The sequence below is a fragment of the Nocardia sp. FBN12 genome (assembly GCF_050320175.1).
Taxonomy (GTDB): Bacteria; Actinomycetota; Actinomycetes; order Mycobacteriales; family Mycobacteriaceae; genus Nocardia.
Map to the genome: position 1 here is coordinate 1,223,296 of NZ_CP190048.1, position 24,365 is coordinate 1,247,660.

General features: G+C 65.6%; 18 protein-coding genes and 3 rRNA genes. 16 read left to right on the forward strand and 5 right to left on the reverse strand.

The window, feature by feature from the left end:
• The first annotated feature begins 4 nt into the window (after nucleotides 1–4).
• Complete coding sequence (locus tag ACQHI0_RS06125; RefSeq protein WP_427906944.1) at nucleotides 5–229, forward strand: Trm112 family protein; 225 nt, start codon at nucleotides 5–7, stop codon at nucleotides 227–229.
• A gap of 72 nt (nucleotides 230–301) precedes the next feature.
• Here the strand turns inward: ACQHI0_RS06125 and ACQHI0_RS06130 are convergent, their stop codons facing one another.
• The 4 genes from ACQHI0_RS06130 to ACQHI0_RS06145 are packed head-to-tail and all read right to left on the reverse strand — an operon-like array spanning nucleotide 302 to nucleotide 4,037.
• Nucleotides 302–937 carry a TetR family transcriptional regulator gene (locus ACQHI0_RS06130; protein WP_427906945.1) on the reverse strand — a complete coding sequence of 212 codons (636 nt, stop codon included), beginning with the start codon at nucleotides 935–937 and terminating at the stop codon, nucleotides 302–304.
• Between the two features lie 20 nt (nucleotides 938–957).
• On the reverse strand, nucleotides 958–1,719 hold the full coding sequence (locus ACQHI0_RS06135) for an ABC transporter permease (RefSeq protein ID WP_427906946.1): 762 nt from the start codon (nucleotides 1,717–1,719) through the stop codon (nucleotides 958–960).
• The gene (locus tag ACQHI0_RS06140) at nucleotides 1,716–2,450 is read right to left on the reverse strand and encodes an ABC transporter ATP-binding protein (protein ID WP_427906947.1); all 735 of its coding nucleotides are present in this window, start codon (nucleotides 2,448–2,450) and stop codon (nucleotides 1,716–1,718) included. The genes ACQHI0_RS06135 and ACQHI0_RS06140 overlap by 4 nt, the downstream gene beginning before the upstream one ends.
• Nucleotides 2,451–2,462: 12 nt before the next feature.
• Nucleotides 2,463–4,037 carry a multicopper oxidase family protein gene (locus ACQHI0_RS06145; RefSeq protein ID WP_427906948.1) on the reverse strand — a complete coding sequence of 525 codons (1,575 nt, stop codon included), beginning with the start codon at nucleotides 4,035–4,037 and terminating at the stop codon, nucleotides 2,463–2,465.
• Between the two features lie 187 nt (nucleotides 4,038–4,224).
• Here ACQHI0_RS06145 and ACQHI0_RS06150 point away from each other — a divergent pair, with 187 nt between their 5' ends.
• From ACQHI0_RS06150 to recN, 15 genes are all read left to right on the forward strand, one after another.
• A complete protein-coding gene (locus ACQHI0_RS06150; protein ID WP_427906949.1) occupies nucleotides 4,225–5,403 on the forward strand; it encodes an NAD(P)/FAD-dependent oxidoreductase in 1,179 nt (392 codons plus the stop codon).
• 72 nt (nucleotides 5,404–5,475) lie between these two features.
• Nucleotides 5,476–6,366, forward strand: a complete 891-nt coding sequence (locus ACQHI0_RS06155; protein ID WP_427906950.1) for an RNA polymerase sigma-70 factor — start codon at nucleotides 5,476–5,478, stop codon at nucleotides 6,364–6,366.
• 89 nt (nucleotides 6,367–6,455) lie between these two features.
• Nucleotides 6,456–7,079 carry a DNA-3-methyladenine glycosylase gene (locus ACQHI0_RS06160; RefSeq protein WP_427906951.1) on the forward strand — a complete coding sequence of 208 codons (624 nt, stop codon included), beginning with the start codon at nucleotides 6,456–6,458 and terminating at the stop codon, nucleotides 7,077–7,079.
• A 110-nt stretch (nucleotides 7,080–7,189) separates the two neighbouring features.
• On the forward strand, nucleotides 7,190–7,615 hold the full coding sequence (locus ACQHI0_RS06165) for a DoxX family protein (protein WP_427906952.1): 426 nt from the start codon (nucleotides 7,190–7,192) through the stop codon (nucleotides 7,613–7,615).
• Nucleotides 7,616–7,817: 202 nt separating this feature from the next.
• Nucleotides 7,818–8,666 (forward strand): lysophospholipase, encoded by an 849-nt coding sequence (locus ACQHI0_RS06170; protein ID WP_427906953.1) that lies wholly within the window; start codon nucleotides 7,818–7,820, stop codon nucleotides 8,664–8,666.
• 28 nt (nucleotides 8,667–8,694) lie between these two features.
• Nucleotides 8,695–9,981 (forward strand): tyrosine--tRNA ligase, encoded by a 1,287-nt coding sequence (gene tyrS, locus ACQHI0_RS06175; RefSeq protein ID WP_427906954.1) that lies wholly within the window; start codon nucleotides 8,695–8,697, stop codon nucleotides 9,979–9,981.
• 487 nt (nucleotides 9,982–10,468) lie between these two features.
• Nucleotides 10,469–11,985, forward strand: a 16S ribosomal RNA gene (locus ACQHI0_RS06180).
• A 338-nt stretch (nucleotides 11,986–12,323) separates the two neighbouring features.
• Nucleotides 12,324–15,456, forward strand: a 23S ribosomal RNA gene (locus tag ACQHI0_RS06185).
• Between the two features lie 110 nt (nucleotides 15,457–15,566).
• Nucleotides 15,567–15,683, forward strand: a 5S ribosomal RNA gene (rrf, locus tag ACQHI0_RS06190).
• Together the 16S, 23S and 5S rRNA genes form the textbook arrangement of a ribosomal RNA operon.
• Before the next feature lie 2,120 nt (nucleotides 15,684–17,803).
• Nucleotides 17,804–18,898 carry a hypothetical protein gene (locus tag ACQHI0_RS06195; protein ID WP_427909097.1) on the forward strand — a complete coding sequence of 365 codons (1,095 nt, stop codon included), beginning with the start codon at nucleotides 17,804–17,806 and terminating at the stop codon, nucleotides 18,896–18,898.
• A 226-nt stretch (nucleotides 18,899–19,124) separates the two neighbouring features.
• Nucleotides 19,125–20,018, forward strand: coding sequence for an HAD-IIA family hydrolase (locus ACQHI0_RS06200; RefSeq protein ID WP_427906955.1), 894 nt, complete (start codon nucleotides 19,125–19,127; stop codon nucleotides 20,016–20,018).
• A gap of 13 nt (nucleotides 20,019–20,031) precedes the next feature.
• Nucleotides 20,032–20,316: a hypothetical protein gene (locus ACQHI0_RS06205; RefSeq protein ID WP_427906956.1), complete on the forward strand. Its 285-nt coding sequence runs from the start codon at nucleotides 20,032–20,034 to the stop codon at nucleotides 20,314–20,316.
• 1 nt (nucleotide 20,317) lies between these two features.
• Nucleotides 20,318–21,139 (forward strand): TlyA family RNA methyltransferase, encoded by an 822-nt coding sequence (locus ACQHI0_RS06210; protein WP_427906957.1) that lies wholly within the window; start codon nucleotides 20,318–20,320, stop codon nucleotides 21,137–21,139.
• On the forward strand, nucleotides 21,136–22,065 hold the full coding sequence (locus ACQHI0_RS06215; RefSeq protein WP_427906958.1) for an NAD kinase: 930 nt from the start codon (nucleotides 21,136–21,138) through the stop codon (nucleotides 22,063–22,065). Before ACQHI0_RS06210 ends, ACQHI0_RS06215 begins: the two co-directional genes overlap by 4 nt.
• Nucleotides 22,065–23,834: a DNA repair protein RecN gene (gene recN, locus ACQHI0_RS06220; RefSeq protein WP_427906959.1), complete on the forward strand. Its 1,770-nt coding sequence runs from the start codon at nucleotides 22,065–22,067 to the stop codon at nucleotides 23,832–23,834. The genes ACQHI0_RS06215 and recN overlap by 1 nt, the downstream gene beginning before the upstream one ends.
• A gap of 48 nt (nucleotides 23,835–23,882) precedes the next feature.
• On the opposite strand, the gene ACQHI0_RS06225 is transcribed toward recN, so the two are convergent.
• Nucleotides 23,883–24,302 (reverse strand): SRPBCC family protein, encoded by a 420-nt coding sequence (locus ACQHI0_RS06225; RefSeq protein WP_427906960.1) that lies wholly within the window; start codon nucleotides 24,300–24,302, stop codon nucleotides 23,883–23,885.
• Between the last annotated feature and the right edge of the window lie 63 nt (nucleotides 24,303–24,365).

Consider the following 24,365-nt stretch of genomic DNA (forward strand, 5'->3'; position numbering starts at 1 on the left):
GCACATGGCGCACGAATCCACCATCGACGCAACCCTGCTCAGCCTGCTGGCCTGCCCCCAGGACAAGGGCCCGCTGCAGCTGGTGCGCACCGAAGCCGATGTGAGCGTGCTCTACAACCCGCGTCTGCGGCGCGCCTACCCGATCGACAACGGCATCCCGGTGCTGTTGATCGACGAGGCCCGCGACGTCAGCGACGCCGAACACGAATTCTTCGTCGCCGAATCCTGATCGGCCCACGTGGTCCACTGGCGTTCCTGCGCGATGTGCCACCGGCCATCGCGCGGGTGACGTCGCGCTGAATCACCAACTGCCGGTATCGATGTCACCGGTCAGATAGCGCTGGACGGCCGGACCCACGGCATCGACCACGGCATCGATCGGCATCGAGGCCAGCGGTTCCAGCGCGATGATCTTGCGGGCTGTCAGTACCCCGACCATCTGGGACGCGGCCAGCGCGACCCTGGCCCGACCGTCGTCCTCCGCGGTGGCGATGCGCACGCGGACCCGCTCCAGTACGACCTGAAGCAGGAACGAGCGCGCGAGATTCTGATCGCCGCCCGCGAAGATGCTGCGAACCATGGCCACGATGCCGGGTCCGGCGGGGGAGTCCCATACCGTGACGACCGCGCGCACGATGGTCTGCCCGAGCTGGTCGAGCGGGGCGGCGTCGACGGCGCCCAGGGTGGCGTCCGGGTCGACCGGGAAGTCCACCGCGGCCGCGAACAGCTGCTGTTTGTTGCCGAAATAGTGGTGCACCAGCGCCGGGTCGACATCGGCATCGGCCGCGATCGCGCGGATCGAGGTCTTGTCGAACCCGGCGCCGGCGAAGCGGACCCGCGCGGCGTCGAGGATCGCCAGCTTGGTGTCGGCATTGCCCGGCCTGCGCCCGGTGCGCCCGGATTTCGCTGCGCCGGAACCGGATTCGCCGTCACTCATCTTCGATCCTCTCCTTGGTACTACGGTGTGCGTCGACGCAGAGTAGCCGCCGCCAGGCCGAGCGCCACTACCGCGAATCCGGCGACGACGGCGATATCGCGCCACATCGTGCCCGTCGGCTCCGCGTGGATCGACACCTGCTGCAGCGCGTCCACCGCGTAACTCAACGGCATCACATTGCTGATCGCCTCGAGCCAGCCGGGCAGCCGGTCGCGGGGAACCAGCAGCCCGCACAGGAAGATCTGCGGTGCCACGATCACCGGCATGAACTGCACGGCCTGGAACTCGGTGCGCGCGAACGCGCTGGCCAGCAGGCCGAGCCCGACGCCGCACACCGCGTCGACCATCGCGATCAGCATGACCCAGCCCGGACTGCCCGCGGCGCTCAACCCGAGCAGCCAAAACGCGACCACGCACGCGACCGCGGCTTGCGCGGCGGCGGCGAGGGAGAACGCACTGCCGTACCCGGCGAGCAGATCGAGCTTGCTCAGCGGCGTGGTGAGCAGCCGTTCGAGGGTTCCCGAGGTGCGTTCGCGCTGCATCGCGATCGCGGTGATCAGGAACATCACGATGAACGGCAGGATCCCGAGCATCGTGATGCCGACCCGGTCGAACATTGTCAGCGGGGCGTGCGGCGGGCGCGGTGCGTCCTGATAGATGAAGTACAGCAACGTCATCAGCAGGGCGGGCACCACCAGGATCATCGCGACGGTGCGGTGATCGTTGCGCAGTTGGCGAAGGATCCGGCCGGTAGTGGCGGTATAGGGACGCAGAGTGGTCATGCGTGCTCTCCCATCGTGATCAAGGTCAGGAAAGCGGCCTCGAGGTTCTGTTCGTCGGTGCGCTCGCGCAGTTCGTCGGGGCTGAGCTGGGCGAGCAGGTTGCCCTCGCGCATCAGCAGCAGCTTGTCGCAGTGTTCGGCCTCGTCCATCACGTGACTCGACACCAGCAAAGTCGTTCCCGCCGCGGCCAATTCGCGGAACTGCTTCCACAACTCCACCCGCAACACCGGGTCCAGGCCGACCGTCGGTTCGTCGAGCACCAGGAGTTCCGGCTTGCCGACGAGCGCGCAGGCAAGCGATGCCCTGGTCTTCTGCCCACCCGAGAGCTGATCGCCGAGCTGATCCGCGTGATCGGCCAAACCGACTGCGACGAGCGCGGATTCGGTGTCGTCACGGTCGCGTCCGTAGAGCGCGGCGTAGTAGGCCACATTGTCGCGGACGCTGATATCGGCGTAGATGCTCGGCGCCTGGGTGACGTAGCCGACCCGCCGGCGCAGCCCGGCGCTCCCCGCCGGCTGCCCTAGGACGGTGACGGTGCCCGATTCCACCAGCTGGGTGCCCACGATGCTGCGCAGCAGGGTGGTCTTCCCGCAGCCCGACGGGCCGAGCAGGCCGGTGATCGAGCCGCGCGGGATGTCCAGGGTGAGGCCGTGCAGGACGGTGCGTTTGCCGCGCTTGACGGTCAGGTCCGCGACCTGGACGGCGATCGGCGGCGGTGCGGTGTGCGACATGGTCGCCTCAATTCATCGAGTGTTGAATTCACTACGTGATGAATTTAGCGCGATAGCGTCGATGTGGCAAGGCCAGTGGGCGTGTCCCGGGGGTGTCGCGGCCTGCTGACCTGGTTCGACGACGGTGAACTGGCCCATCATCCCGACATCCTCGTGCCACAGCAGGTGGCAGTGATACATGTACGGCGTCGTCGGATCGGCGGGCCCGTCGAAGCGCAGGGCCAGCGTCGCCGCCGTATTCGGTGGGAGGAAGATGGTGTCCTTGGCGCTGGTGAGCTCGGGCGGGGGCGGGGCACCGTCGTAGTCGAGCACCCGGAACTGCACATCGTGGACATGAAAGTTGTGCGGCATGCCGTCGACGTTGCGCACAACCCAGGTCTCGGTGGTGCCTCGGGTGACGGTGGTGTCGATGCGGCTCATGTCCATACGCTTGCCGTTGATACCGGCCAGGGTCAGGTCGAACCGGCGCTCGGCGACCGAGTCGGTGCCGTCGGGAATCGACGGCGGCACAAGGGTTTGCGGCAGTGCGGCGGACGGGCGCAGCGTCGGCGCGGCGCGCAGTTCGAGCACATCGAACGTGTCGTCAGCGCCCGAGAACCGGCCGGACCAGAAGTCGAGCCCCGCCTCGAGCTTCTCGCTGCGCAGCACGGTGCGCTCACCGGGCTTCATCCGCACCACGATCTCCGCGCGCTCGCCGGGTGAGAGCCGGACGCGATCGAGGGTGGTGGGGCGTTCGAGCAGGCCGCCGTCGGAACCGATCATCGCGAACGGACGGGCGTCGTCGAAGGCGAAGGTGTAGATCCGTGCGGTCGAGGCGTTGAGCAGGCGCAACCGCATCAGTTCGTCACCGACCTCCTGGTAGGGGGACCGGGTGCCGTTGACCATGGTGCGGTCGCCGAGGAAGCCGATATCGCGGAAGATCGCGTGCGTGCCGTCGAGGCGGCTGTCGCGCAAGCGCATGTCCTGCACGATCACCGGAATGTCGTCCACGCCGTAGGTGTGCGGCAGCGGCAGTCGCGCGCTCGGCGCGTCGTCGATCAGGAACATGCCCGCCAGGCCGCGCCGCACGTGGTCCTCGGTCGCACCGTGTGGATGGGGGTGATACCAGAGGGTCGAAGCCGGTTGGGCCACAGTCCATTCCGGCGTCCACGACGCGCCGGGGTCGACCATCTGGTGTGGTCCGCCGTCCATGGCGGCGGGCAGGTGCATGCCGTGCCAGTGCACCGTCGACGCCTCGGGGAGTTGGTTGCGCACCTGGACCCGCACGCGTTCGCCACGGGCCGCGCGCACGGTGGGCCCGAGATAGCTGCCGTTGAAACCCCAGGTCTCGGTGGCCCGCCCGGGCTCGAACTCCGTTGTCCCGGTCCGCATATCAAGCGAGAACACCCGGGTGCCGGTGGCATCGACCGTCGAATCGGCGACGGGCGGAATGCGCAGTGGCTGAGTGAATTCCGTGGTGCCGACCGTGGAGACATCGGCGCTGGTCCATGTCCACGCCACACTGCCCGCGATCGCGATGACAAGGGTGACGACGAGGACGCACGCGCCGAGCAGAATGCGACGCAGCCGACGCAGGGGAGAAGCCATGCCTCGACGGTAGGGACGCGAATGACGCGTCACATCGGGGAGCGTTCCCGGTTCGCCCCTGATTCCTGGTCGTGGATTTCAGGGTTTCCCCCAGGTCGGCAAGGCGTGATGTGGATCACCATTCGAGTTGTCACGTTTCGGCGGGCTGCTTTGTCCCATGAACATCCCACCGACAAGGAGTGCCGCAATGACCACCACCACGCACCGCATCGTCGTCCTCGGCGCCGGCTACACCGGCATGCTGGCCGCGATCCGCCTCGCCCGGCGCACCAGGAAGCTGGATGTGGCGATCACCCTGGTCAACCCGTCGGCCCGCTTCACCGAGCGGCTGCGGATGCACCAGATCGCCGCCGGTCAGGAACTCGCCCACCACGACATCCCGCAAATCCTCGACGGCACCGGCGTCGAATTCGTGCAGGGCTGGGTCACCGCGATCGACACCGCCGCTCAGCGCGTCCACGTAGCCGGTGCCGGCGAACTCGCCTACGACGAACTGATCTACGCCCTCGGCAGTACCGCCGAGACCACCCTGGTTCCCGGCGTAGCCGAACATGCCCACACGCTCGACGACCCGCGCCTCGCCCACGAATTCGCCAGTGAATTGGCCACTTTCGCCGCCCAGGGTGCTTGCGTTGCGATCTGCGGTGGTGGCCTCACCGGCATCGAAGCCGCGACCGAGATCGCGGAAAGCCACCCCGGTCTGCGCGTCACCTTGATCAGCTCGGGGGAGCCCGGCGCGATGATGGGTGACAAGGCCCGCGCGCACCTGAACAAGGCACTGGACCGGCTCGGCATCGTTCGCGAGCTCGGTGTGCGCGTCGCCACCGTGCGGCCCGGCGCGGTCGAACTTGCCGACGGCAAGGTGATCGGCGCCGACCTGACCCTGTGGACGACCGGCGTGCGGGTCTCGCCGCTGGCCGCCGAGGCGGGTATCGAGACCGACGCACGTGGCCTCATCGTCGTCGATCCGACGCTGAAGTCGGTGTCGCACCCCATGATTCACGCCATCGGTGACGCGGCCGCCGTCCGCCAGGCGTGGGGTCAGGTGCACGGCACCTGCCAGAGTGGCCTACCCACCGCCGCCTACACCGCCGACGCGATCGCCGCCGAACTACGCGGCAAGAAGGTGCGGCCGTTCCGCTTCGGGTACTTCCACCAGCCCGTCAGCCTCGGCCGCCGCGACGGCGTCATCCAGTTCACCGACGCCGACGACACCCCGCGCCGCCTCTACCTCACCGGCTGGGCCGCGCGCATCTACAAGGAGCTGGTCAGCAGCAGCCCGGTTCCGACCTTCAAGGCCAGCAAGAAGATGACAATGAACGTGCAATTGTCCAAGGGTGGCAAGGTCACTCGCGCTGTCGCGTGAGTGATTCGCCGCCGAGCGGGCGCCGGTCCACCTCGGCTCCCACCGATTCGCCACAGTGACGGAGCGTGCGACATGGTAGGTCCTCGGCCCGATCAGGATCCGTTCCTCGAACATCGTCGCCTGCTGTTCGCGACCGCCTACCGCATGCTCGGTACGGTCACCGACGCCGAGGACGTCCTGCAGGACACCTGGCTGAGGTGGAACGACACCGACCATGCCACGGTGACCCATCCCAAGGCCTACCTGGTCCGCACCGTCACCAATCTCTCGCTCAACCGTCTCACCTCCGCCCGCGCGACCCGCGAAAGCTATGTCGGCCCTTGGCTGCCCGAGCCGGTGCTGACCTCGCCCGACATCGCCGAGGACACCGAATTGGCCGACACCGTCTCCACCGCCATGCTCGTCGTGCTGGAAACCCTCACGCCCGTCGAACGCGCGGTGTTCCTGCTGCGTGAAGTGTTCGGCTACTCGCATGCCGAGATCGCCGAAGCCCTCGACCGCCCCGAGGCGAGTGTGCGTCAGATCGCGCGTCGCGCGAAGAACCACGTCCAGTCCCGCCGTCCACGATTCGACACCGACAAATCCGCTCGTGCCCAGGTCACCGCCCAGTTCATGGCCGCATGCGCGGGCGGAGACCTCAACGCCCTGATGGACCTGCTCGCCCCTGACGTCACGTGCTGGTCCGACGGCGGCGGCGTGGTCACCGCCGCGCGCCGTCCCCTGCACGGCCCCGACCATGTCGCCCGCTGGATCCTCGGCGTCCTGGCCAAACCGTCGTCGGCGGGTTTCGAACTCAGCGCCGCCGACATCAACGGCGAGCTCGGCGCACTGGCGTCCTTCGCCGGAAACCCCGGCGCCGCCTTCACTTTCGATCTGGTCGACGGCTACATCCAGAACCTGCGATTCCAGGTGAACCCGGCCAAACTGGCGGGGCTCCACCAGGGCACTGGCCTGCTCGGCTGAGCGGCCATCGGCTACCGGACCGCGCTCGAACTCGGTGGCGGCGAGCGCGCCGAGGCCGGTCCCGCAATCGCCCGCGCCAGTAGGAGACAATGGCGACTGTGTCCGCCCAGGAATTGGCCGTCGATCCGCCGAGCGCCGCGCGCAGACTGCTCGGCGCGATCCTGTGGTCGGGCCCGGTGGCGCTGCGCATCGTGGAAGTCGAGGCATACGGCAGCGACCCCGGCGGCCCATGGCCTGATCCGGCCGCGCACTCGTGGCCAGGCCCGACGGCCCGCAACGCGGTGATGTTCGGCCCGGCCGGACGCCTCTACGTCTATCGCTCCTACGGAATCCACCTGTGTGTCAACGTGACCGGTGGTTACGACGGTGAGGCCGGTGCGGTGCTCGTTCGCGCGGCGGAAGTAGTCGATGGCATCGACATCGCGCGCGAACGCAGGCCCGCCGCCCGCAAGGACGTCGACCTCGCGCGAGGACCGGGCAATGTCGGCAGCGCACTCGGTATCAGCCTGTCCGACTACGGAACCGAACTCTTCGACCCCTTCTCCGCGCTGCGCCTGGAACTGAATCCGCCCGTTGCACCGTCCGAGATCGCCGCGGGCCCGCGAGTCGGCGTCAGCCTCGCCGCCGAGATCCCCTGGCGTTTCTGGCTACCGGCCTCGCCCGCCGTCTCGGTCTACCGTCGCAGCCCCCGAGCGGCCGAGCCGACGGCGTAGCACCGCTTTTGCGAAATGACCTCGCCGACAGCGATGAGTTCGCGGGCGAGGCGCCGTCCTATCTGTTGAACGCGCTACCGACCCAGTGCGACCGACCGAAGGACGAAACCATGACCACCGCGACCCACACCGCACACTTCTCCGGCACCGCCACCTACCGCCCCGGCAAGATCCGCAACCGCGTCCTGTGGACCCTGCAGGTCGTGCTCGGCCTGTTCTTCGTCATCGCTTCGGGCGGACCGAAACTCGTCATCCCGAACACCCTGATGGACAACGCCCCCGCGAACCTGACCATCCCCCTCGCGCTGCTCATCTTCATCGGAGTCGTGGAGGTGGCGGGCGGTATCGGCCTGATGGTGCCGCGCCTGTCCGGCCTGGCCGCCGTCGGCCTTTCCGTGCTCACCGTGCTCGCCGCCGCGACGCAGGCCTTCATCGCCGACAAGCCCGCGATGGCGATCTTCCCGCTGGTGCTGGCCGCGATCTTCGCCTGGATCGCCTACGAACGCCGCGCCACCATCGCCGCGCTGGTGCGATGAGCCACGACTCGACACGCTGACGATCGCCGGAGCCCCGAGGGTTCCGGCGATCATCGGCGTGCCGAGATGGTCGATCGGTGCGCGGTGTTCGGCTGCGGAGCCAAGATCATCCAGCCGATCTCGTCTGCGAATCCAATAGGGCGAATCCCTCCGAGGTGCGACGATCGAAGACCACGTCTAGCCCGTATGAGCAGGAGCGCCCGTGTTCACTTTCCCCAGCAGCGACGGCAGCACGATCCACGTGCGGAGCTGGCTCCCCACCGAGACCGAGCCGCGCGGCGTCGTGCAGATCGCGCACGGCATGGGCGAACATTCCAACCGCTACGGTCACCTCGCCGAACGGCTCGCGGGCCTCGGGTTCGCGGTCTATGCCGACGACCACCGTGGTCACGGACTCAGCATGGGTCCCGTGCCGGGTGACCTCGGCCCCGACGGCTGGAACCTGCTCGTCGCCGACGAAGTCGCCCTGACCGAGATCCTGCGCGAACGTCATCCCGGCTTGCCCGTCACCCTGATCGGCCACAGCCTCGGCTCGTTCGCCGTGCAGCAGTACCTGCTCGACCACTCCGGCCTCGTCGACCAGGTCGTCCTGAGTGGCACCACCGCTGTCGACGGCCTGTTCGGCGAGATCGCGGCCGCGGGCGGTGACCTGATCGGCTTCTTCAACGCCGAATTCCAGCCCACCCGCACCGACGCCGACTGGATCAGCCGCGACGAAGCCCAGGTCGACGCCTACAACGCTGACCCCTGGTGCGGTTTCGCCATCGACGACGCCAACATGGGCCTGCTCGCCGCCAACGCCCAGACGCGGCTGTCCGATCCGAGCACCGTGCGCGCCGACCTGCCGATCTACGTGATGGTCGGCGACAAAGACCCGCTCAACGACAAGCTCCGCCTGTCCGACCTGCTCGTGCGGCGCTATCGCGACGCGGGCCTGAACGACCTGACCTACCAGGTCTACGCGGACGCCCGCCACGAAGTGCTGAACGAAACCAATCGGGACGAGGTCGAAGCCGATCTGCTCGCCTGGATAACCCGCGCACACGACTGACCGACCGCATGCGGAAAGATGGGTCAGCGTGACCGGCGACATCTTCGACGAACTGACCTGGCGCGGCCTGATCGCGCAGTCCACCGACCTGGACGAGCTGCGCGCCGCCGCGGCCGCCGCGCCCCTGACGCTCTATGCCGGCTTCGACCCGACCGCCGCCAGCCTGCACGCCGGCCACCTCGTCCCGCTGCTCGCGCTCAAGCGCTTCCAGCTGGCCGGGCATCGGCCGATCGTGCTCGCCGGCGGCGCGACCGGCATGATCGGCGACCCACGTGACGTGGGTGAACGCACCATGAACTCGACCGACACCGTCGCCGAGTGGGCACAGCGCATCCGGGGCCAGCTCGAGCGGTTCGTCGATCTCGACGAGTCGCCGACCGGTGCGGTCATCGTCAACAACATGGACTGGACCGGCCCGCTGTCGACTGTCGACTTCCTGCGCGATGTCGGCAAGCACTTCTCGGTGAACGTCATGCTCGCTCGCGACACCGTCAAACGGCGGCTCGAAGGCGACGGCATCTCCTACACCGAATTCAGCTATATGCTGCTGCAGGCCAACGACTACGTGCAGCTGCGGCGCGCGCACGGCTGCACGCTGCAGGTCGGTGGCTCCGATCAGTGGGGCAACATCATCGCAGGCGTCGAACTGAACCGGCGCGTCGACGGCGCGCACGTGCACGCGCTCACCGTGCCGCTGGTGACCTCGGCCGACGGCAAGAAGTTCGGCAAGTCCACCGGCGGCGGCAGCCTGTGGCTCGACCCCGAACTGACCAGCCCCTACGCCTGGTACCAGTACTTCGTGAACACCGCCGACGCCGATGTCGTGCGCTACCTGCGCTGGTTCACCTTCCTGAGCCGCGAAGAACTCGACGAGCTCGAGCAGGCGACGGTGGAGCGTCCGTTCGCGCGCGAGGCACAGAAGCGCCTGGCCGCGGAGATGACCACGCTGGTGCACGGTGAGGCCGAGACCCGCGCGGCGGAACTGGCCAGCCATGCCCTGTTCGGTCGCGGTGAGCTCGGCGAACTTCCGTTGTCCACGCTCGGCGCCGCGCTGCGCGAAGCCGCGGTCGACGGCAAGGTCGCCGAGGTGGTGCCGGGTGAACCGAACACGATCGTCGACTTGCTCGTCGCGTCGGGCCTGTGCGAGAGCAAGGGCGCGGCCCGTCGAGTAGTCAACGAAGGCGGTGCGTCGGTGAACAACGAGCGGGTCAGCGACGTCGAATGGACTCCGTCCGATGCCGACTACCTGCACGGTGAGTGGCTGGTGCTGCGACGCGGAAAGAAGAACATGGCGGGCGTACATCGGATAGCCTGACAACGTTGCGGAGGCCTGAGTCACATGCGTGTGATTCAGGCCGGCGCAGCGGCTGAGCGCACCGCCGTGACCTGCGGGAATGCGGTGTTGTTCAGGCGATTTGACGCGGCGTTATCCGGCGCGTAACTTATTGGAAGTCAGAGCGACACGGACACAAACCGGGGAGCGCCTGACAGGCCAAGATCAAGTGACCAGGGTAACGATTGACATCGCCTGGGAGTGAGGTTAGGCTGGAACAGTTGCCCAGCGGAAGATCTGAAGAGATTCAGTGATCTGCTGGTGCGTGTGTTCTTTGAGAACTCAATAGTGTGTCGATGAATGTCAGTGCCAATATTTATTATTGGTTCCAACCTTCGCGTACCCCCCGGTCGTGGGAGGTTGGACATAAACAACAGCGAATCTTTTTTGCTGGTGTTTGGCTTTGCTAGGTTTTCGGACTCTAGTTAGATATTTCTGATTTGTGTCTTCGGACATGAGTTAAGAGTCTTCAACGGAGAGTTTGATCCTGGCTCAGGACGAACGCTGGCGGCGTGCTTAACACATGCAAGTCGAGCGGTAAGGCCCTTCGGGGTACACGAGCGGCGAACGGGTGAGTAACACGTGGGTGATCTGCCCTGTACTTCGGGATAAGCCTGGGAAACTGGGTCTAATACCGGATATGACCACCGATCGCATGGTCGGTGGTGGAAAGATTTATCGGTACAGGATGGGCCCGCGGCCTATCAGCTTGTTGGTGGGGTAACGGCCTACCAAGGCGACGACGGGTAGCCGACCTGAGAGGGTGACCGGCCACACTGGGACTGAGACACGGCCCAGACTCCTACGGGAGGCAGCAGTGGGGAATATTGCACAATGGGCGAAAGCCTGATGCAGCGACGCCGCGTGGGGGATGACGGCCTTCGGGTTGTAAACCCCTTTCGACAGGGACGAAGCGCAAGTGACGGTACCTGTAGAAGAAGCACCGGCCAACTACGTGCCAGCAGCCGCGGTAATACGTAGGGTGCGAGCGTTGTCCGGAATTACTGGGCGTAAAGAGCTTGTAGGCGGTCTGTCGCGTCTTCTGTGAAAACTTGGGGCTCAACCTTAAGCTTGCAGGGGATACGGGCAGACTAGAGTACTTCAGGGGAGACTGGAATTCCTGGTGTAGCGGTGAAATGCGCAGATATCAGGAGGAACACCGGTGGCGAAGGCGGGTCTCTGGGAAGTAACTGACGCTGAGAAGCGAAAGCATGGGTAGCAAACAGGATTAGATACCCTGGTAGTCCATGCCGTAAACGGTGGGTACTAGGTGTGGGTTTCCTTCCACGGGATCCGTGCCGTAGCTAACGCATTAAGTACCCCGCCTGGGGAGTACGGCCGCAAGGCTAAAACTCAAAGGAATTGACGGGGGCCCGCACAAGCGGCGGAGCATGTGGATTAATTCGATGCAACGCGAAGAACCTTACCTGGGTTTGACATACACCGGAAACCTGCAGAGATGTAGGCCCCCTTGTGGTCGGTGTACAGGTGGTGCATGGCTGTCGTCAGCTCGTGTCGTGAGATGTTGGGTTAAGTCCCGCAACGAGCGCAACCCTTATCTTATGTTGCCAGCGCGTAATGGCGGGGACTCGTGAGAGACTGCCGGGGTCAACTCGGAGGAAGGTGGGGACGACGTCAAGTCATCATGCCCCTTATGTCCAGGGCTTCACACATGCTACAATGGCCGGTACAGAGGGCTGCGATACCGCGAGGTGGAGCGAATCCCTTAAAGCCGGTCTCAGTTCGGATCGGGGTCTGCAACTCGACCCCGTGAAGTTGGAGTCGCTAGTAATCGCAGATCAGCAACGCTGCGGTGAATACGTTCCCGGGCCTTGTACACACCGCCCGTCACGTCATGAAAGTCGGTAACACCCGAAGCCGGTGGCCTAACCCTTGTGGAGGGAGCCGTCGAAGGTGGGATCGGCGATTGGGACGAAGTCGTAACAAGGTAGCCGTACCGGAAGGTGCGGCTGGATCACCTCCTTTCTAAGGAGCACTTCTCCAGTGAGCGTCTCGAAGAGTCGAGATCGCTGCTGGCAGAGACAGTTTCGGACCCATTCGTGGTCCGGCTGGAGCTCATGGGTGGAACACTGACAAATTTCATCGCATACGACACCGGCTCAGTCCGGGGTCGCGATGGGTATACCGACACACTATTGGGTCCTGAAAGAACACGCGAAAGTGTTTTTTCAAGGCAAAACAAACGATCCGCTCGGATCTCCTTCGAAACCGCCGGCAACCTTCGGGTTGGTGAGTAGGTCAGGAAATCAATCCGGTGCGGGTGTGTTGTTTGAGAACTGCACAGTGGACGCGAGCATCTTTGTTAGTAAGTGTTTAAGAGCGTACGGTGGATGCCTTGGCACCAGGAGCCGATGAAGGACGTAGGAGGCTGCGATAAGCCTCGGGGAGCTGTCAACCGAGCTGAGATCCGAGGATTTCCGAATGGGGAAACCCAGCACGAGTGATGTCGTGTTACCCGCATCTGAATATATAGGGTGTGTGGAGGGAACGTGGGGAAGTGAAACATCTCAGTACCCACAGGAAGAGAAAACAACAGTGATTCCGTGAGTAGTGGCGAGCGAAAGCGGATGAGGCTAAACCAATCAGATGTGATAGACGGCAGTCGTTGTCTGGTTGGGGTAGTGGGAACATTCTTCTCGACTCTGCCGAGTCGAGCAACAGTAAGAAACCAAGTGGTTAGTTGAAGTGGTCTGGAACGGCCTGCCATAGACGGTGATAGTCCGGTAAACGAAAACTTCTTGGCTGTTGTGGATGTCTCCCGAGTAGCAGCGGGCCCGTGAAATCTGCTGTGAATCTGCCGGGACCACCCGGTAAGCCTGAATACTCCCTGGTGACCGATAGCGGACTAGTACCGTGAGGGAAAGGTGAAAAGTACCCCGGGAGGGGAGTGAAATAGTACCTGAAACCGTGCGCTTACAATCCGTCAAAGCCCTCCACTTTCGAGTGTGTGGGGTGATGGCGTGCCTTTTGAAGAATGAGCCTGCGAGTCATCGGTGTGTGGCGAGGTTAACCCGTTGAGGGGTAGCCGTAGCGAAAGCGAGTCTGAATAGGGCGAACGAGTCGCACATTATGGACCCGAAGCGGAGTGATCTACCCATGGCCAGGGTGAAGCGACGGTAAGACGTCGTGGAGGCCCGAACCCACTTAGGTTGAAAACTGAGGGGATGAGCTGTGGGTAGGGGTGAAAGGCCAATCAAACTCCGTGATAGCTGGTTCTCCCCGAAATGCATTTAGGTGCAGCGTCACGTGTTTCACATCGGAGGTAGAGCTACTGGATGGCCTAGGGGGCCTACAAGCTTACCGAAGTCAGCCAAACTCCGAATGCCGGTGTGTGAGAGCGTGGCAGTGAGACTGCGGGGGATAAGCTTCGTAGTCGAGAGGGAAACAGCCCAGATCGCCGGCTAAGGCCCCTAAGCGTGTACTAAGTGGAAAAGGATGTGGGGTCGCTTAGACAACCAGGAGGTTGGCTTAGAAGCAGCCACCCTTGAAAGAGTGCGTAATAGCTCACTGGTCAAGTGATCCTGCGCCGACAATGTAGCGGGGCTCAAGTACACCGCCGAAGCCGCGGCATTCACACAATAACCCGTCCTGCATTCGTGCAGGGCCAGGTGTGTGGATGGGTAGGGGAGCGTCCTGTGGCCGTGGAAGCAGCAGTGTGAACTAGCTGTGGAGGCCACGGGAGTGAGAATGCAGGCATGAGTAGCGAAAGACGAGTGAGAAACTCGTCCGCCGAATGACCAAGGGTTCCTGGGCCAGGTTAATCCGCCCAGGGTGAGTCGGGACCTAAGGCGAGGCCGACAGGCGTAGTCGATGGACAACGGGTTGATATTCCCGTACCCGTGTATCCGCGCCCAATGCTGAATCAGTTGTGCTAACTGTCCAAATGTTGTCTTATCGAGCCTTCGGGTGAGAGGGATGATTGCTGCACAGGACCCCGGTTGTAGTAGGTAAGCGATGGGGTGACGCAGGAAGGTAGCTGGGCCAGGTGATGGAATACCTGGTGTAAGCGTGTAGGGCGTTGTGTAGGCAAATCCGCACAACATGTAGCCTGAGACGTGATGCGTACCCGTTGAGGGGAATTCAGTGATCCTATGCTGCCGAGAAAAGCCTCTAGCGAGCTGGTACACGGCCCGTACCCCAAACCGACACAGGTGGTCAGGTAGAGAATACTAAGGCGATCGAGAGAACTGTGGTTAAGGAACTCGGCAAAATGCCCCCGTAACTTCGGGAGAAGGGGGACCACGCCCGGTGAAGAGATTTACTCTTGGAGCTGGGTGGGGTCGCAGAGACCAGAGAGAAGCGACTGTTTACTAAAAACACAGGTCCGTGCGAAGTCGTAAGACGATGTATACGGACTGACGCCTGCCCGGTGCCGGAAGGTTAAGAGGACCGGTTAGCGGACTTTGTCCGCGAAGCTGAGAATTTAAGCCCCGGTAAACGGCGGTGGTAACTATAACCATCCTAAGGTAGCGAAATTCCTTGTCGGGTAAGTTCCGACCTGCACGAATGGCGTAACGACTTCTCTGCTGTCTCAACCACAGACTCGGCGAAATTGCATTACGAGTAAAGATGCTCGTTACGCGCGGCAGGACGAAAAGACCCCGGGACCTTCACTATAGCTTGGTATTGGTGTTCGGTACGGTTTGTGTAGGATAGGTGGGAGACTGTGAAAGCGGCACGCTAGTGTTGTGGGAGTCGTCGTTGAAATACCACTCTGATCGTATTGGACTTCTAACCTCGGACCATGATCTGGTTCAGGGACAGTGCCTGGTGGGTAGTTTAACTGGGGCGGTTGCCTCCCAAAATGTAACGGAGGCGCCCAAAGGTTCCCTCAGCCTGGTTGGCAATCAGGTGTTGAGTGCAAGTGCACAAGGGAGCTTGACTGTGAGACTGACAGGTCGAGCAGGGACGAAAGTCGGGACTAGTGATCCGGCACCGGCAAGTGGAAGCGGTGTCGCTCAACGGATAAAAGGTACCCCGGGGATAACAGGCTGATCTTCCCCAAGAGTCCATATCGACGGGATGGTTTGGCACCTCGATGTCGGCTCGTCGCATCCTGGGGCTGGAGTAGGTCCCAAGGGTTGGGCTGTTCGCCCATTAAAGCGGCACGCGAGCTGGGTTTAGAACGTCGTGAGACAGTTCGGTCTCTATCCGCCGCGCGCGTAAGAAACTTGAGGAAGGCTGTCCCTAGTACGAGAGGACCGGGACGGACGAACCTCTGGTGTGCCAGTTGTTCCGCCAGGAGCACTGCTGGTTGGCTACGTTCGGAAGGGATAACCGCTGAAAGCATCTAAGCGGGAAGCCTGTTCCAAGATGAGGTTTCTCTCCCACTTGATGGGTTAAGGCCCCCTACAGACCATGGGGTTGATAGGCCAGAATTGGAAGCCAGGTAACTGGTGTAGGTGACTGGTACTAATAGGCCGAGGGCTTACTACGAAGGTGTTACGCGTCCACTGTGCGGTTTCTGAAACAACAGACACTGCAGCACACTCACACAGACCTTTTTTGGGTTGTTGTGTGGGGAGCGCTGTCTAGTTTCATAGAGTTACGGTAGTTATAGCGGTGGGGAAACGCCCGGTCCCATTCCGAACCCGGAAGCTAAGGCCACCTGCGCCGATGGTACTGCACTCGACAGGGTGTGGGAGAGTAGGACACTGCCGGAACATCCTTCGCGATAGGGGACCCTTATTTGGGTCCCCTATCGGCGTTTGTGGGCTCGATACGAGTCCGGTACGCCAGGCGGACGATGCCCCGTCCTTCGTCCGTGGTTGAATTCTTAGTGGCGGGGCCATTGACAACACTCCCCGGAGGCCGGGGAACCTAGAGAGGGATCGCCGTGTCGGAACACAACGACGGACGGAAGCCTTTCCGCCGGGACGGAGACGCCCCCGGTTTCGGCCGGCGCGGCGAACCGACCGATCGCCCCCGCGGCGGACACGGTGACAATCGCGGTTCGGGCCGTGGCGAAGGCGGCGGATTCCGCCGAGACGACGCCGGCCGAGGCAGCAGCGCCGGTCGCGGCGGCTCCGATCGTGGCAGCTCCGATCGTGGCAGCTCCGATCGGGGTGGATTCAAGCGCAACGAGGACAGTCGCGGCTCCGGCCGTCCCGAGGGCCAGCGTGGCGGATACAACCGCGACGACCGCGGCGCCAGCTCTGACCGTGGCGGCTTCAAGCGCGGCGACAGTGGCGACCGCGGCGGCTACCAGCGCCGTGACGACGCCGGTCGAGGTGGCTCCAGCGACCGCGGTGGTTTCGATCGCGGCGGTGACCGTGGTGGATACCGCGGCAACAACGACGACCGCCCCCGTGGTGGTTCGGACCGTGGCGGCTACCAGCGCCGCGACGACACAGCTAAGGGCGGCTACCCCAAGCGCGACGACGCGGGCCGCGGTGGCTACCAAGGAAGGCGCGACGACAACGATCGCGGTGGCTACCAGAAGCGCGACGACAACGATCGCGGTGGCTACCAGAAGCGTGGCGACAGTGGCGACCGCGGTGGCTACCAGCGCCGTGACGACGCCGGTCGTGGCGGCTCCGGTGACCGTGGTGGGTTCAAGCGTAATGAGGGCGGAAGTGACCGTCCCACAGGCGGTTTCGATCGCGGTGGCGACCGTGGCGGATACCGTGGTGGTTCGGATCGCGGCGGCTCGTCGGATCGCGGTGGCTATCAGCGTCGCGACGACAACAAGAGTGGCTACCCCAAGCGTGACGATGCGGGCCGCGGTGGTTACCAGAAACGCGATGACAACGATCGCGGCGGTTACCAAGGAAAGCGCGATGACAACGATCGCGGTGGGTTCAAGCGCGGCGACAGTGGCGACCGCGGCGGCTACCAGCGCCGTGACGACGCCGGTCGTGGTGGGTTCAAGCGTAATGAGGGCGGAAGTGACCGTCCCACAGGCGGTTTCGATCGCGGCGGCGACCGTGGCGGATACCGCGGCAACAATGACGACCGTCCCCGCGGTGGTTCGGGTGGCGGGTTCCGTCGCAACGAAGGCGACGACCGTTCGCGCGGCAGCTCCGATCGCGGCAGTGACCGTGGTGGCAGCTCTGATCGCGGTGGGTTCCGTCGCAACGAGGGCGGTGGCGACCGTCCGGGTGGCGGGTTCCGTCGCAACGACAGTGACGATCAGTCGCGCGGTGGTTCCGATCGTGGCGGCTACCAGAAGCGTGACGACAAGGGCGGATACCCGCGTCGCGACGACAGCGGCAAGGGTGGATACCCGCGTCGCGACGACAATGATCGCGGTCCCAAGCGCGATGACGATCGCGGTCGCGGCGGCTTCAAGCGTGACGCGCGCTCCGGTGGCAGCCAGGGCAAGTTCGTCGGCGAAGACGGTAAGCCGCTCGACGGCACCTACCGCGAGAAGCGCCGTGAGCGTGACAGCGATGTGCTCGGCGTTGTCTCGCCGGCTGTCTCCGATGTCGACGAGTCGATCACCGACGACGACAGCACGGCTTCGGCCGGTGCGTCGGACAGCGTCTCCGCGGCAGCGAGCGACAAGCCCGCGACCGACGAGTCGGCGGCGTCCACTGGGCAGTCTGAGGACACAGCACCCGAGCGGCCTGAGCCGGGCGCGGCACGAGTAGCCGACGCCGCGACCGACGATGACCGCCCCCGCGGCACGGATCGCCGTGCTCGCGCAGGTGACGAGTCCGTCGATCCGGATGCCGACGACCGCGCTGGTGCCGCAGATCTCGACGACCGTTCGCGTGGTGGGTCGGATCGTGACGAACAGGCGCGTGCCGTAGGTGACGAGCCCGCCCCGGCCCGTGGCGACCTGCGCGACAACGCCGGCTTCGACGAGAGCCCACGCGGCGCCGATCGCGACACCTCTCCCCGAGGTGAGTCGGATCGTGACGACCGCTCGCGCTCGGCCGACCGTTCCAGCGGTTCGAATCGTGACGACCGCTCGCGTGCGGCCGACCGTTCCGGCGGCTCGGATCGTGACGACCGCTCGCGTGCGGCCGACCGTTCCGGCGGCTCGGATCGTGACGATCGGGCTCGTAGCGGCGACGATCGTGGCGAGCGGCGCGGATTCGCCGATCGTGGTGTTCGTTCGGACCGTGACGACCGTTCGCGCAGTGGCTCGGCTTCCGGTGGTCCGGCCCGGTCGGGTGACTACGGTGACGATCGCCGCCGTGGCGGCGAAGGTGCTCGGACGACCGGTGGGCGGCCGGACGATCGGCGGGCGGCTCGTCCCGAGGAGCCCGATCTGCCCGAGGACGTGCAGGCCTCCGATCTGGATCCGGCCGTGCGCCGCGATCTGCTGAGCCTGGACAAGAACAACGCCGATTCGGTGGCCCGGCACATGGTGATGGCCGTCGAGCTGCTCGACGACGACCCGCGCCTGGCACTGGCACACGCCAGGGCCGCCCGGCAGCGTGCGGGGCGCATCGCGGTGGTGCGTGAGACCGCCGGTGTGGTGGCGTACCACGCCGAGGAGTGGGCCGAGGCGCTGTCGGAGCTGCGGACCGCGCGACGCATGTCGGGTGGTGCCGGGCTGCTGGCGGTGATGGCGGACTGCGAGCGCGGTCTCGGCAGGCCGGAACGGGCCATCGAGCTCGGTCGCAGCGAGGAAGCGCAGACGCTCACCGGTGACGAAGCCGCCGAGCTGCGGATGGTCGTCGCGGGCGCCCGGATGGATCTGGGTCAATTCGACCAGGCCGTCGTGACGCTGCAGGCCTCCGATCTGGACCCGTCTCGCACGGGTTCGGCCGCCGCGCGCCTGTTCTACGCCTACGCCGACGCGCTGGTGGCGGCAGGCCGCACCGATGACGGACTGCAGTGGTTCCTCAACGCCGCGGCCGCCGACCTCGACGACGAAACCGACGCCGAGGAACGGGCAACCGAACTCACCGGCGACGCACAGTAGAACCAGAAAGGCCGCAGGCCGGGACCACACAGGTCCCCGGCCTGCGGCCTTTTTCGCGTGTCAGTGAGAAATACGCAACAGGCGACATCGCGCACAAACCCGTGGCACATGCTCGATCATGAAGGGTGCGAGTGCTGTTCGGCAGCCGAGAGGACCGAAGCTGTCGGTGGCCTGGCTTAGGGTCGCAGATGTGTTCGACCCGGTGGAGACGACGGAGTGAGGGTGGATGGACCGGCTACGTGATCGATACGAGGCATTGCTGCTCGACCTGGACGGAACGCTGTACCGCGGACCCGAAGTAATCGAGGGTGCGCCCAAAGCGCTTGTCCCGAACGGTGATTCGGTACAGCGTCTTGTCTACGTCACCAACAATGCCGCGCGTGGGCCCGGTGCCGTGGCACACCACCTCGACGAGCTCGGCTACCCGGCCACCGCCGACGATGTGGTGACCAGTGCGCAAGCCGCGGCCCGCATGCTGTCCGAACGGCTGAGCCCCGGCGACAAGGTGCTCGTCGTCGGCACCGACGATCTGGCCGCCGAGGTGAAGGCCGTCGGCCTCGATCCCGTCCGCCGGTTCGACGACACCCCACCCGCGGCGGTCGTGCAAGGACACTCGCCGACGACCGCGTGGCCCGACCTCGCCGAAGCCGCCTACGCCTTGCGCGCGGGCGCGCTGTGGATCGCCGCCAATACCGACCGCACCTTGCCCAACGAGCGCGGCCTCGCCCCTGGCAACGGCTCGATGGTCGCAGCCCTGGCCACCGCATCCGATCGTGCGCCCCTCGTCGCGGGCAAGCCGTACGCGCCGCTGATGGAAGACGCGATCGAGCGAGCGGGCACCCGCCGCGCCTTGGTCGTCGGTGACCGCCTCGACACCGATATCGAGGGTGCCAACGGTCTCGGTCTCGACTCGCTGCTGGTGCTGACCGGAGTCAGCACCATCGACGAGGTGATCGGCGCATCGGCTGCCCGGATTCCCACCTATATCGCCGCCACCCTCGATGCCCTCAACGACGCCGCGCTGGCAGAAGCCGCCGCACCAGCGGACATCGCGGAGCTGTTGCGACAGCACCCCGGCCGGGCGGTACGGGTGCGCGCAACCGATTCGGAAATCCGATAGCGTTGACGCCACGATGAGTACTGCGAGTTCACCGCCGAACGGCGCGTCACAGCCACCCCGCCCCGGGATTCCGGTGCCGGGCGCTCACCTGCCCGGTGCTCCGGCACATCAGGAGCCAGCCGATCCGAACCGGATCAAGGCCGATGTCGACGCCCTGCTCACCGAACTCGGCCCACGTGCCGCCGTGAGTCCGGCGGAGAACACCGAGACCGGCGCCGACATCACCCGCCGTGCGCGCATCCTCGAGCAAGCGCACGACGTACTGGTCGACGCGCTGGCGACAGTGGACAAGATCTGAGGTGGCCAGGCGAGCGCGGGTGGACGCCGAACTGGTTCGCCGCGGATTGGCGCGATCGCGAGAACACGCGGTCGAACTGATCAGCGCGGGCCGCGTCCTGATTGCCGGCACCGTCGCCGTGAAACCGGCGACGGCTGTGGAGACGGGGACCCCGCTGATCGTGCGGGAAGAACCCGACGAGGTGTCGTGGGCCTCACGTGGCGCGCATAAACTGCTCGGCGCGCTCGAGGCGTTCGAGCCCGAGGGGCTCAGCCTCACGGGTAAGCGGTGCCTGGACGCGGGTGCGTCGACCGGCGGGTTCACCGATGTGCTGCTGAACAAGGGCGCGACCGAGGTGGTCGCGGTCGACGTCGGCTACGGCCAGTTGATCTGGCGGCTGCAGAACGACGATCGGGTCCGGGTGTTCGACCGCACCAACGTGCGCAACATCACCCCCGAATCCATCAGCGGCACAGTCGAAGTCGTTGTCGGGGACTTGTCGTTCATTTCGCTCGGACTCGTTCTCCCGGCACTGGCGGCCTGCGCCGCCGACGGCGCCGATCTACTGCCGATGGTGAAGCCGCAGTTCGAGGTCGGCAAGGATCGGGTCGGTTCGGGCGGCGTGGTGCGTGATCCCGCGCTGCGCACCGAAGTGGTGTGTGATGTCGCGACCGCCGCCGCCGCGCTCGGACTGCGCACCCTGGGTGTGGTCGCCAGCCCACTGCCCGGTCCGTCGGGCAACGTCGAGTACTTCCTGTGGCTGCGCAAGGTCGGCCCGTTCGAGTACGACGCCGACAAGGTGCGCGCGCTGGTCGCACAGGCTGTCGAGGAGGGGCCGCAGTGAGTACGCAAGCGGGCGGCAGGGAGATCCTGCTCGTCGCCCATCCCGGCCGCGCCGAGATCATCGAGACCGCGCACCGGGTGGCGAAGATCTTCGCCGAGGCGGGCATCTGCCTTCGAGTGCTGGCCGACGAGGCCGACAGCACCCGGTTCGAAGACGAGGCCGGATACCCGGTGCGGGTGGTGCCGCACAGTCCCTCCGCGGCGCAGGGCTGTGAGATGGTGCTCGCCCTCGGTGGCGACGGCACGTTCCTGCGCGCGGCCGAACTCGGCAGGCCCGCCGGTGTGCCCGTGCTCGGAATCAACTTGGGCCGCATCGGTTTTCTGACCGAAGCCGAGGCCGAGAACCTCGATGAGGCGCTCTCGCAGGTGGTCGATCGCGATTACCAGGTGGAAAACCGGATGACCATCGACGTCACCGTGCGCGTCGACGATACGGTCGTCGAACGCGGCTGGGCGCTCAACGAGGCCAGCCTCGAGAACGCCCAGCGCATGGGTGTGCTGGAGGTGGTACTCGAAGTGGACGGGCGGCCGGTCTCGGCGTTCGGCTGCGACGGCATCCTCATCTCGACCCCCACCGGGTCGACCGCCTACGCGTTCTCCGCGGGCGGGCCGGTGGTGTGGCCCGAACTGGAGGCGATGCTGGTGATCCCGAGCAACGCGCACGCGTTGTTCGCGCGGCCACTGGTGACCAGCCCGGAGTCGCTCATCGCGGTGGAGACCGTGGCGACCGGACACGATGCGATCGTTTTCCTGGACGGCAGACGCACCCTCGCGTTGCCGCGTGGTGGCCGCGCCGAAGTGGTGCGTGGCGAACGCCCGGTGCGCTGGGTGCGGCTCGATTCGGCGCCCTTCGCCGACCGGATGGTGCGCAAGTTCCAGCTGCCGGTCACCGGCTGGCGGGGCAGACAGCGAACGGAAGAGCACTGATGCTGACAGAGATCAGGATTGACGGACTCGGTGTCATCTCGACGGCCACCGCGCAGTTCCATGCCGGCCTGACCGTGCTCACCGGCGAGACCGGTGCGGGCAAGACCATGGTGGTCACCAGCCTGCACCTGCTCAGCGGTGCGCGCGCCGACGCGGGGCGGGTACGTCTCGGTGCGGCGAAAGCCGTGGTGGAGGGCCGTTTCGTCGTCGACGACGTCAACGACGCGGCGCGCGCGGCGGTCGGGGAAGTGCTGGAATCGGCGGGTGCCGAGGCAGATGAGGACGGCAGCGTGATCGCGGTCCGCACCGTCAACAGCGACGGACGCTCGCGCGCGCATCTCGGCGGACGTGGGGTGCCCGCCGCGGTGTTGGGCGAGTTCACCTCTCGGCTGCTCACCGTGCACGGGCAAAACGACCAATTGCGGTTGCAGCGGCCCGAACAGCAACTGTCGGCGCTGGACCAGTTCGCCGGCGACAGCGTCGCCGGACTGCTGCGCAAGTACCAGGTGCATCGTCGGTCCTGGCTGGACGCGCGCACCGAGCTGCTCGAACGCACCGCGCGCAGTAGGGAATTGGCGCTCGAAGCCGACCGGCTCAAGCATTCGCTCACCGAAATCGACGGCATCGCCCCCGAGCCCGGTGAGGACACCCGCCTGGTCGCCGAGATCCGCAGGCTCAGCGACCTCGATTCGCTGCGCGAGGCGGGCGTCGCCGCGCACGAGTCACTGTCGGGCCCGACCGACGCACCGGCCGACGGCGGTGGCGTGCTCGATCTGCTCGGTGGGGCCCGCGCCCGCCTCGATTCTGCCGACGACCCGGCGCTGGCCGCCCTGGCCCCGCGACTCGGCGAGGCGATCGCGGTGGTGGTCGACGTGACCACCGAACTCAGCAGCTACCTCTCGGAATTGCCGTCCGATCCCAGCGCGCTGGACTCGATGCTCAACCGTCAAGCCGAACTCAAATCGCTGACCCGCAAATACGCACCCGATATCGACGGTGTGATCGCGTGGGCCGACGAGTCGCGTTCGCGCCTCGACTCGCTCGATGTGTCCGAGGACGCGCTGGCCAAGCTGGCCGGTGAGGTCGAGACGGCCGCGGGCAAGGTGCGCGAGGCGGCCCGCAAACTCAGCGCCGCCCGCGCCAAGTCGGCGGGCAAGCTGGCGAGCGCGGTGAGCACCGAGCTCGGTGGGCTCGCGATGGGCAAGGCGCGACTCGAAGTCCAGGTCCGCCCGCTGCAGGCGAGCCAGCAGGATTCGGCGCCGCTCGACGTCGACGGCGCGCTCCTGCACGCCGGGTCCAACGGCTGCGACGAAGTCGAATTCCGGCTCTCCGCCCATTCCGGCGCGCAATCGCTGCCGTTGAGCAAAAGTGCTTCCGGCGGCGAACTCTCGCGAGTGATGCTGGCACTGGAAGTGGTGCTGGCCGGATCCGATCACGGCGCGACCATGGTGTTCGACGAAGTCGACGCCGGCGTCGGCGGCCGGGCCGCGGTCGAGATCGGCAAGCGCCTTGCCCGCCTGGCCCGCACCCATCAGGTCATCGTCGTCACCCACTTACCCCAGGTAGCGGCCTTCGCCGACACCCACCTGGTGGTGAACAAGTCCGACGACGGAAAAGGCAAGGTGGACAGCGGCGTTCGCACCCTGACCGACGACGAACGGGTAGTCGAACTGGCCCGCATGCTCGCCGGCCTCGACGACACCGAGACAGGCCGCGCCCACGCCGAAGAACTACTCGAAACCGCCCGAGCCGAGCGCTTGCCCGCCTGAAAAACAACGACGTCGCCTGCCACAACGGCCAGGCGACGTCGGCTTCGATCAGCGCAGAGCTTTACGCACGCCACCGAGAAGCTGGTTGGTCAGCTGACGCAACCCGAACTCCAGCACCGGCGCGGGCACGGGCAGCGACGACTCGGACTCCATCGTGTACACCACCCGGGTGCCGCCCTCGGCGGTATCGGCGAAGTCGATCGTGCCGACGTGCCGCTTGACCGGCGCACCCTTCACGATCTTGTACTCCATCCGCTCGCCGGGAACCAGCGCGGTGATCTCCTCGGTGACGCCCACCTTGCCGAAACCGAGGATGTGCTGGGCGCCGACGCCGGTGGCCGGGTCGCCCGCCTTGACGAGCTTGACCTGGATCGGCAGGTACGGGCTGACCGCTTCACGCTCGGTGAAGAGGCGGTAGACGATGTCGCGAGGTGCGTCGAAAACCGTCTCGACGGTGCTACGTGGCATGGATGTGTCTCCTGTCCGAAATGTCTGTGACCCGGAGCATACGGGTAGTCGCGACCCGGGCTC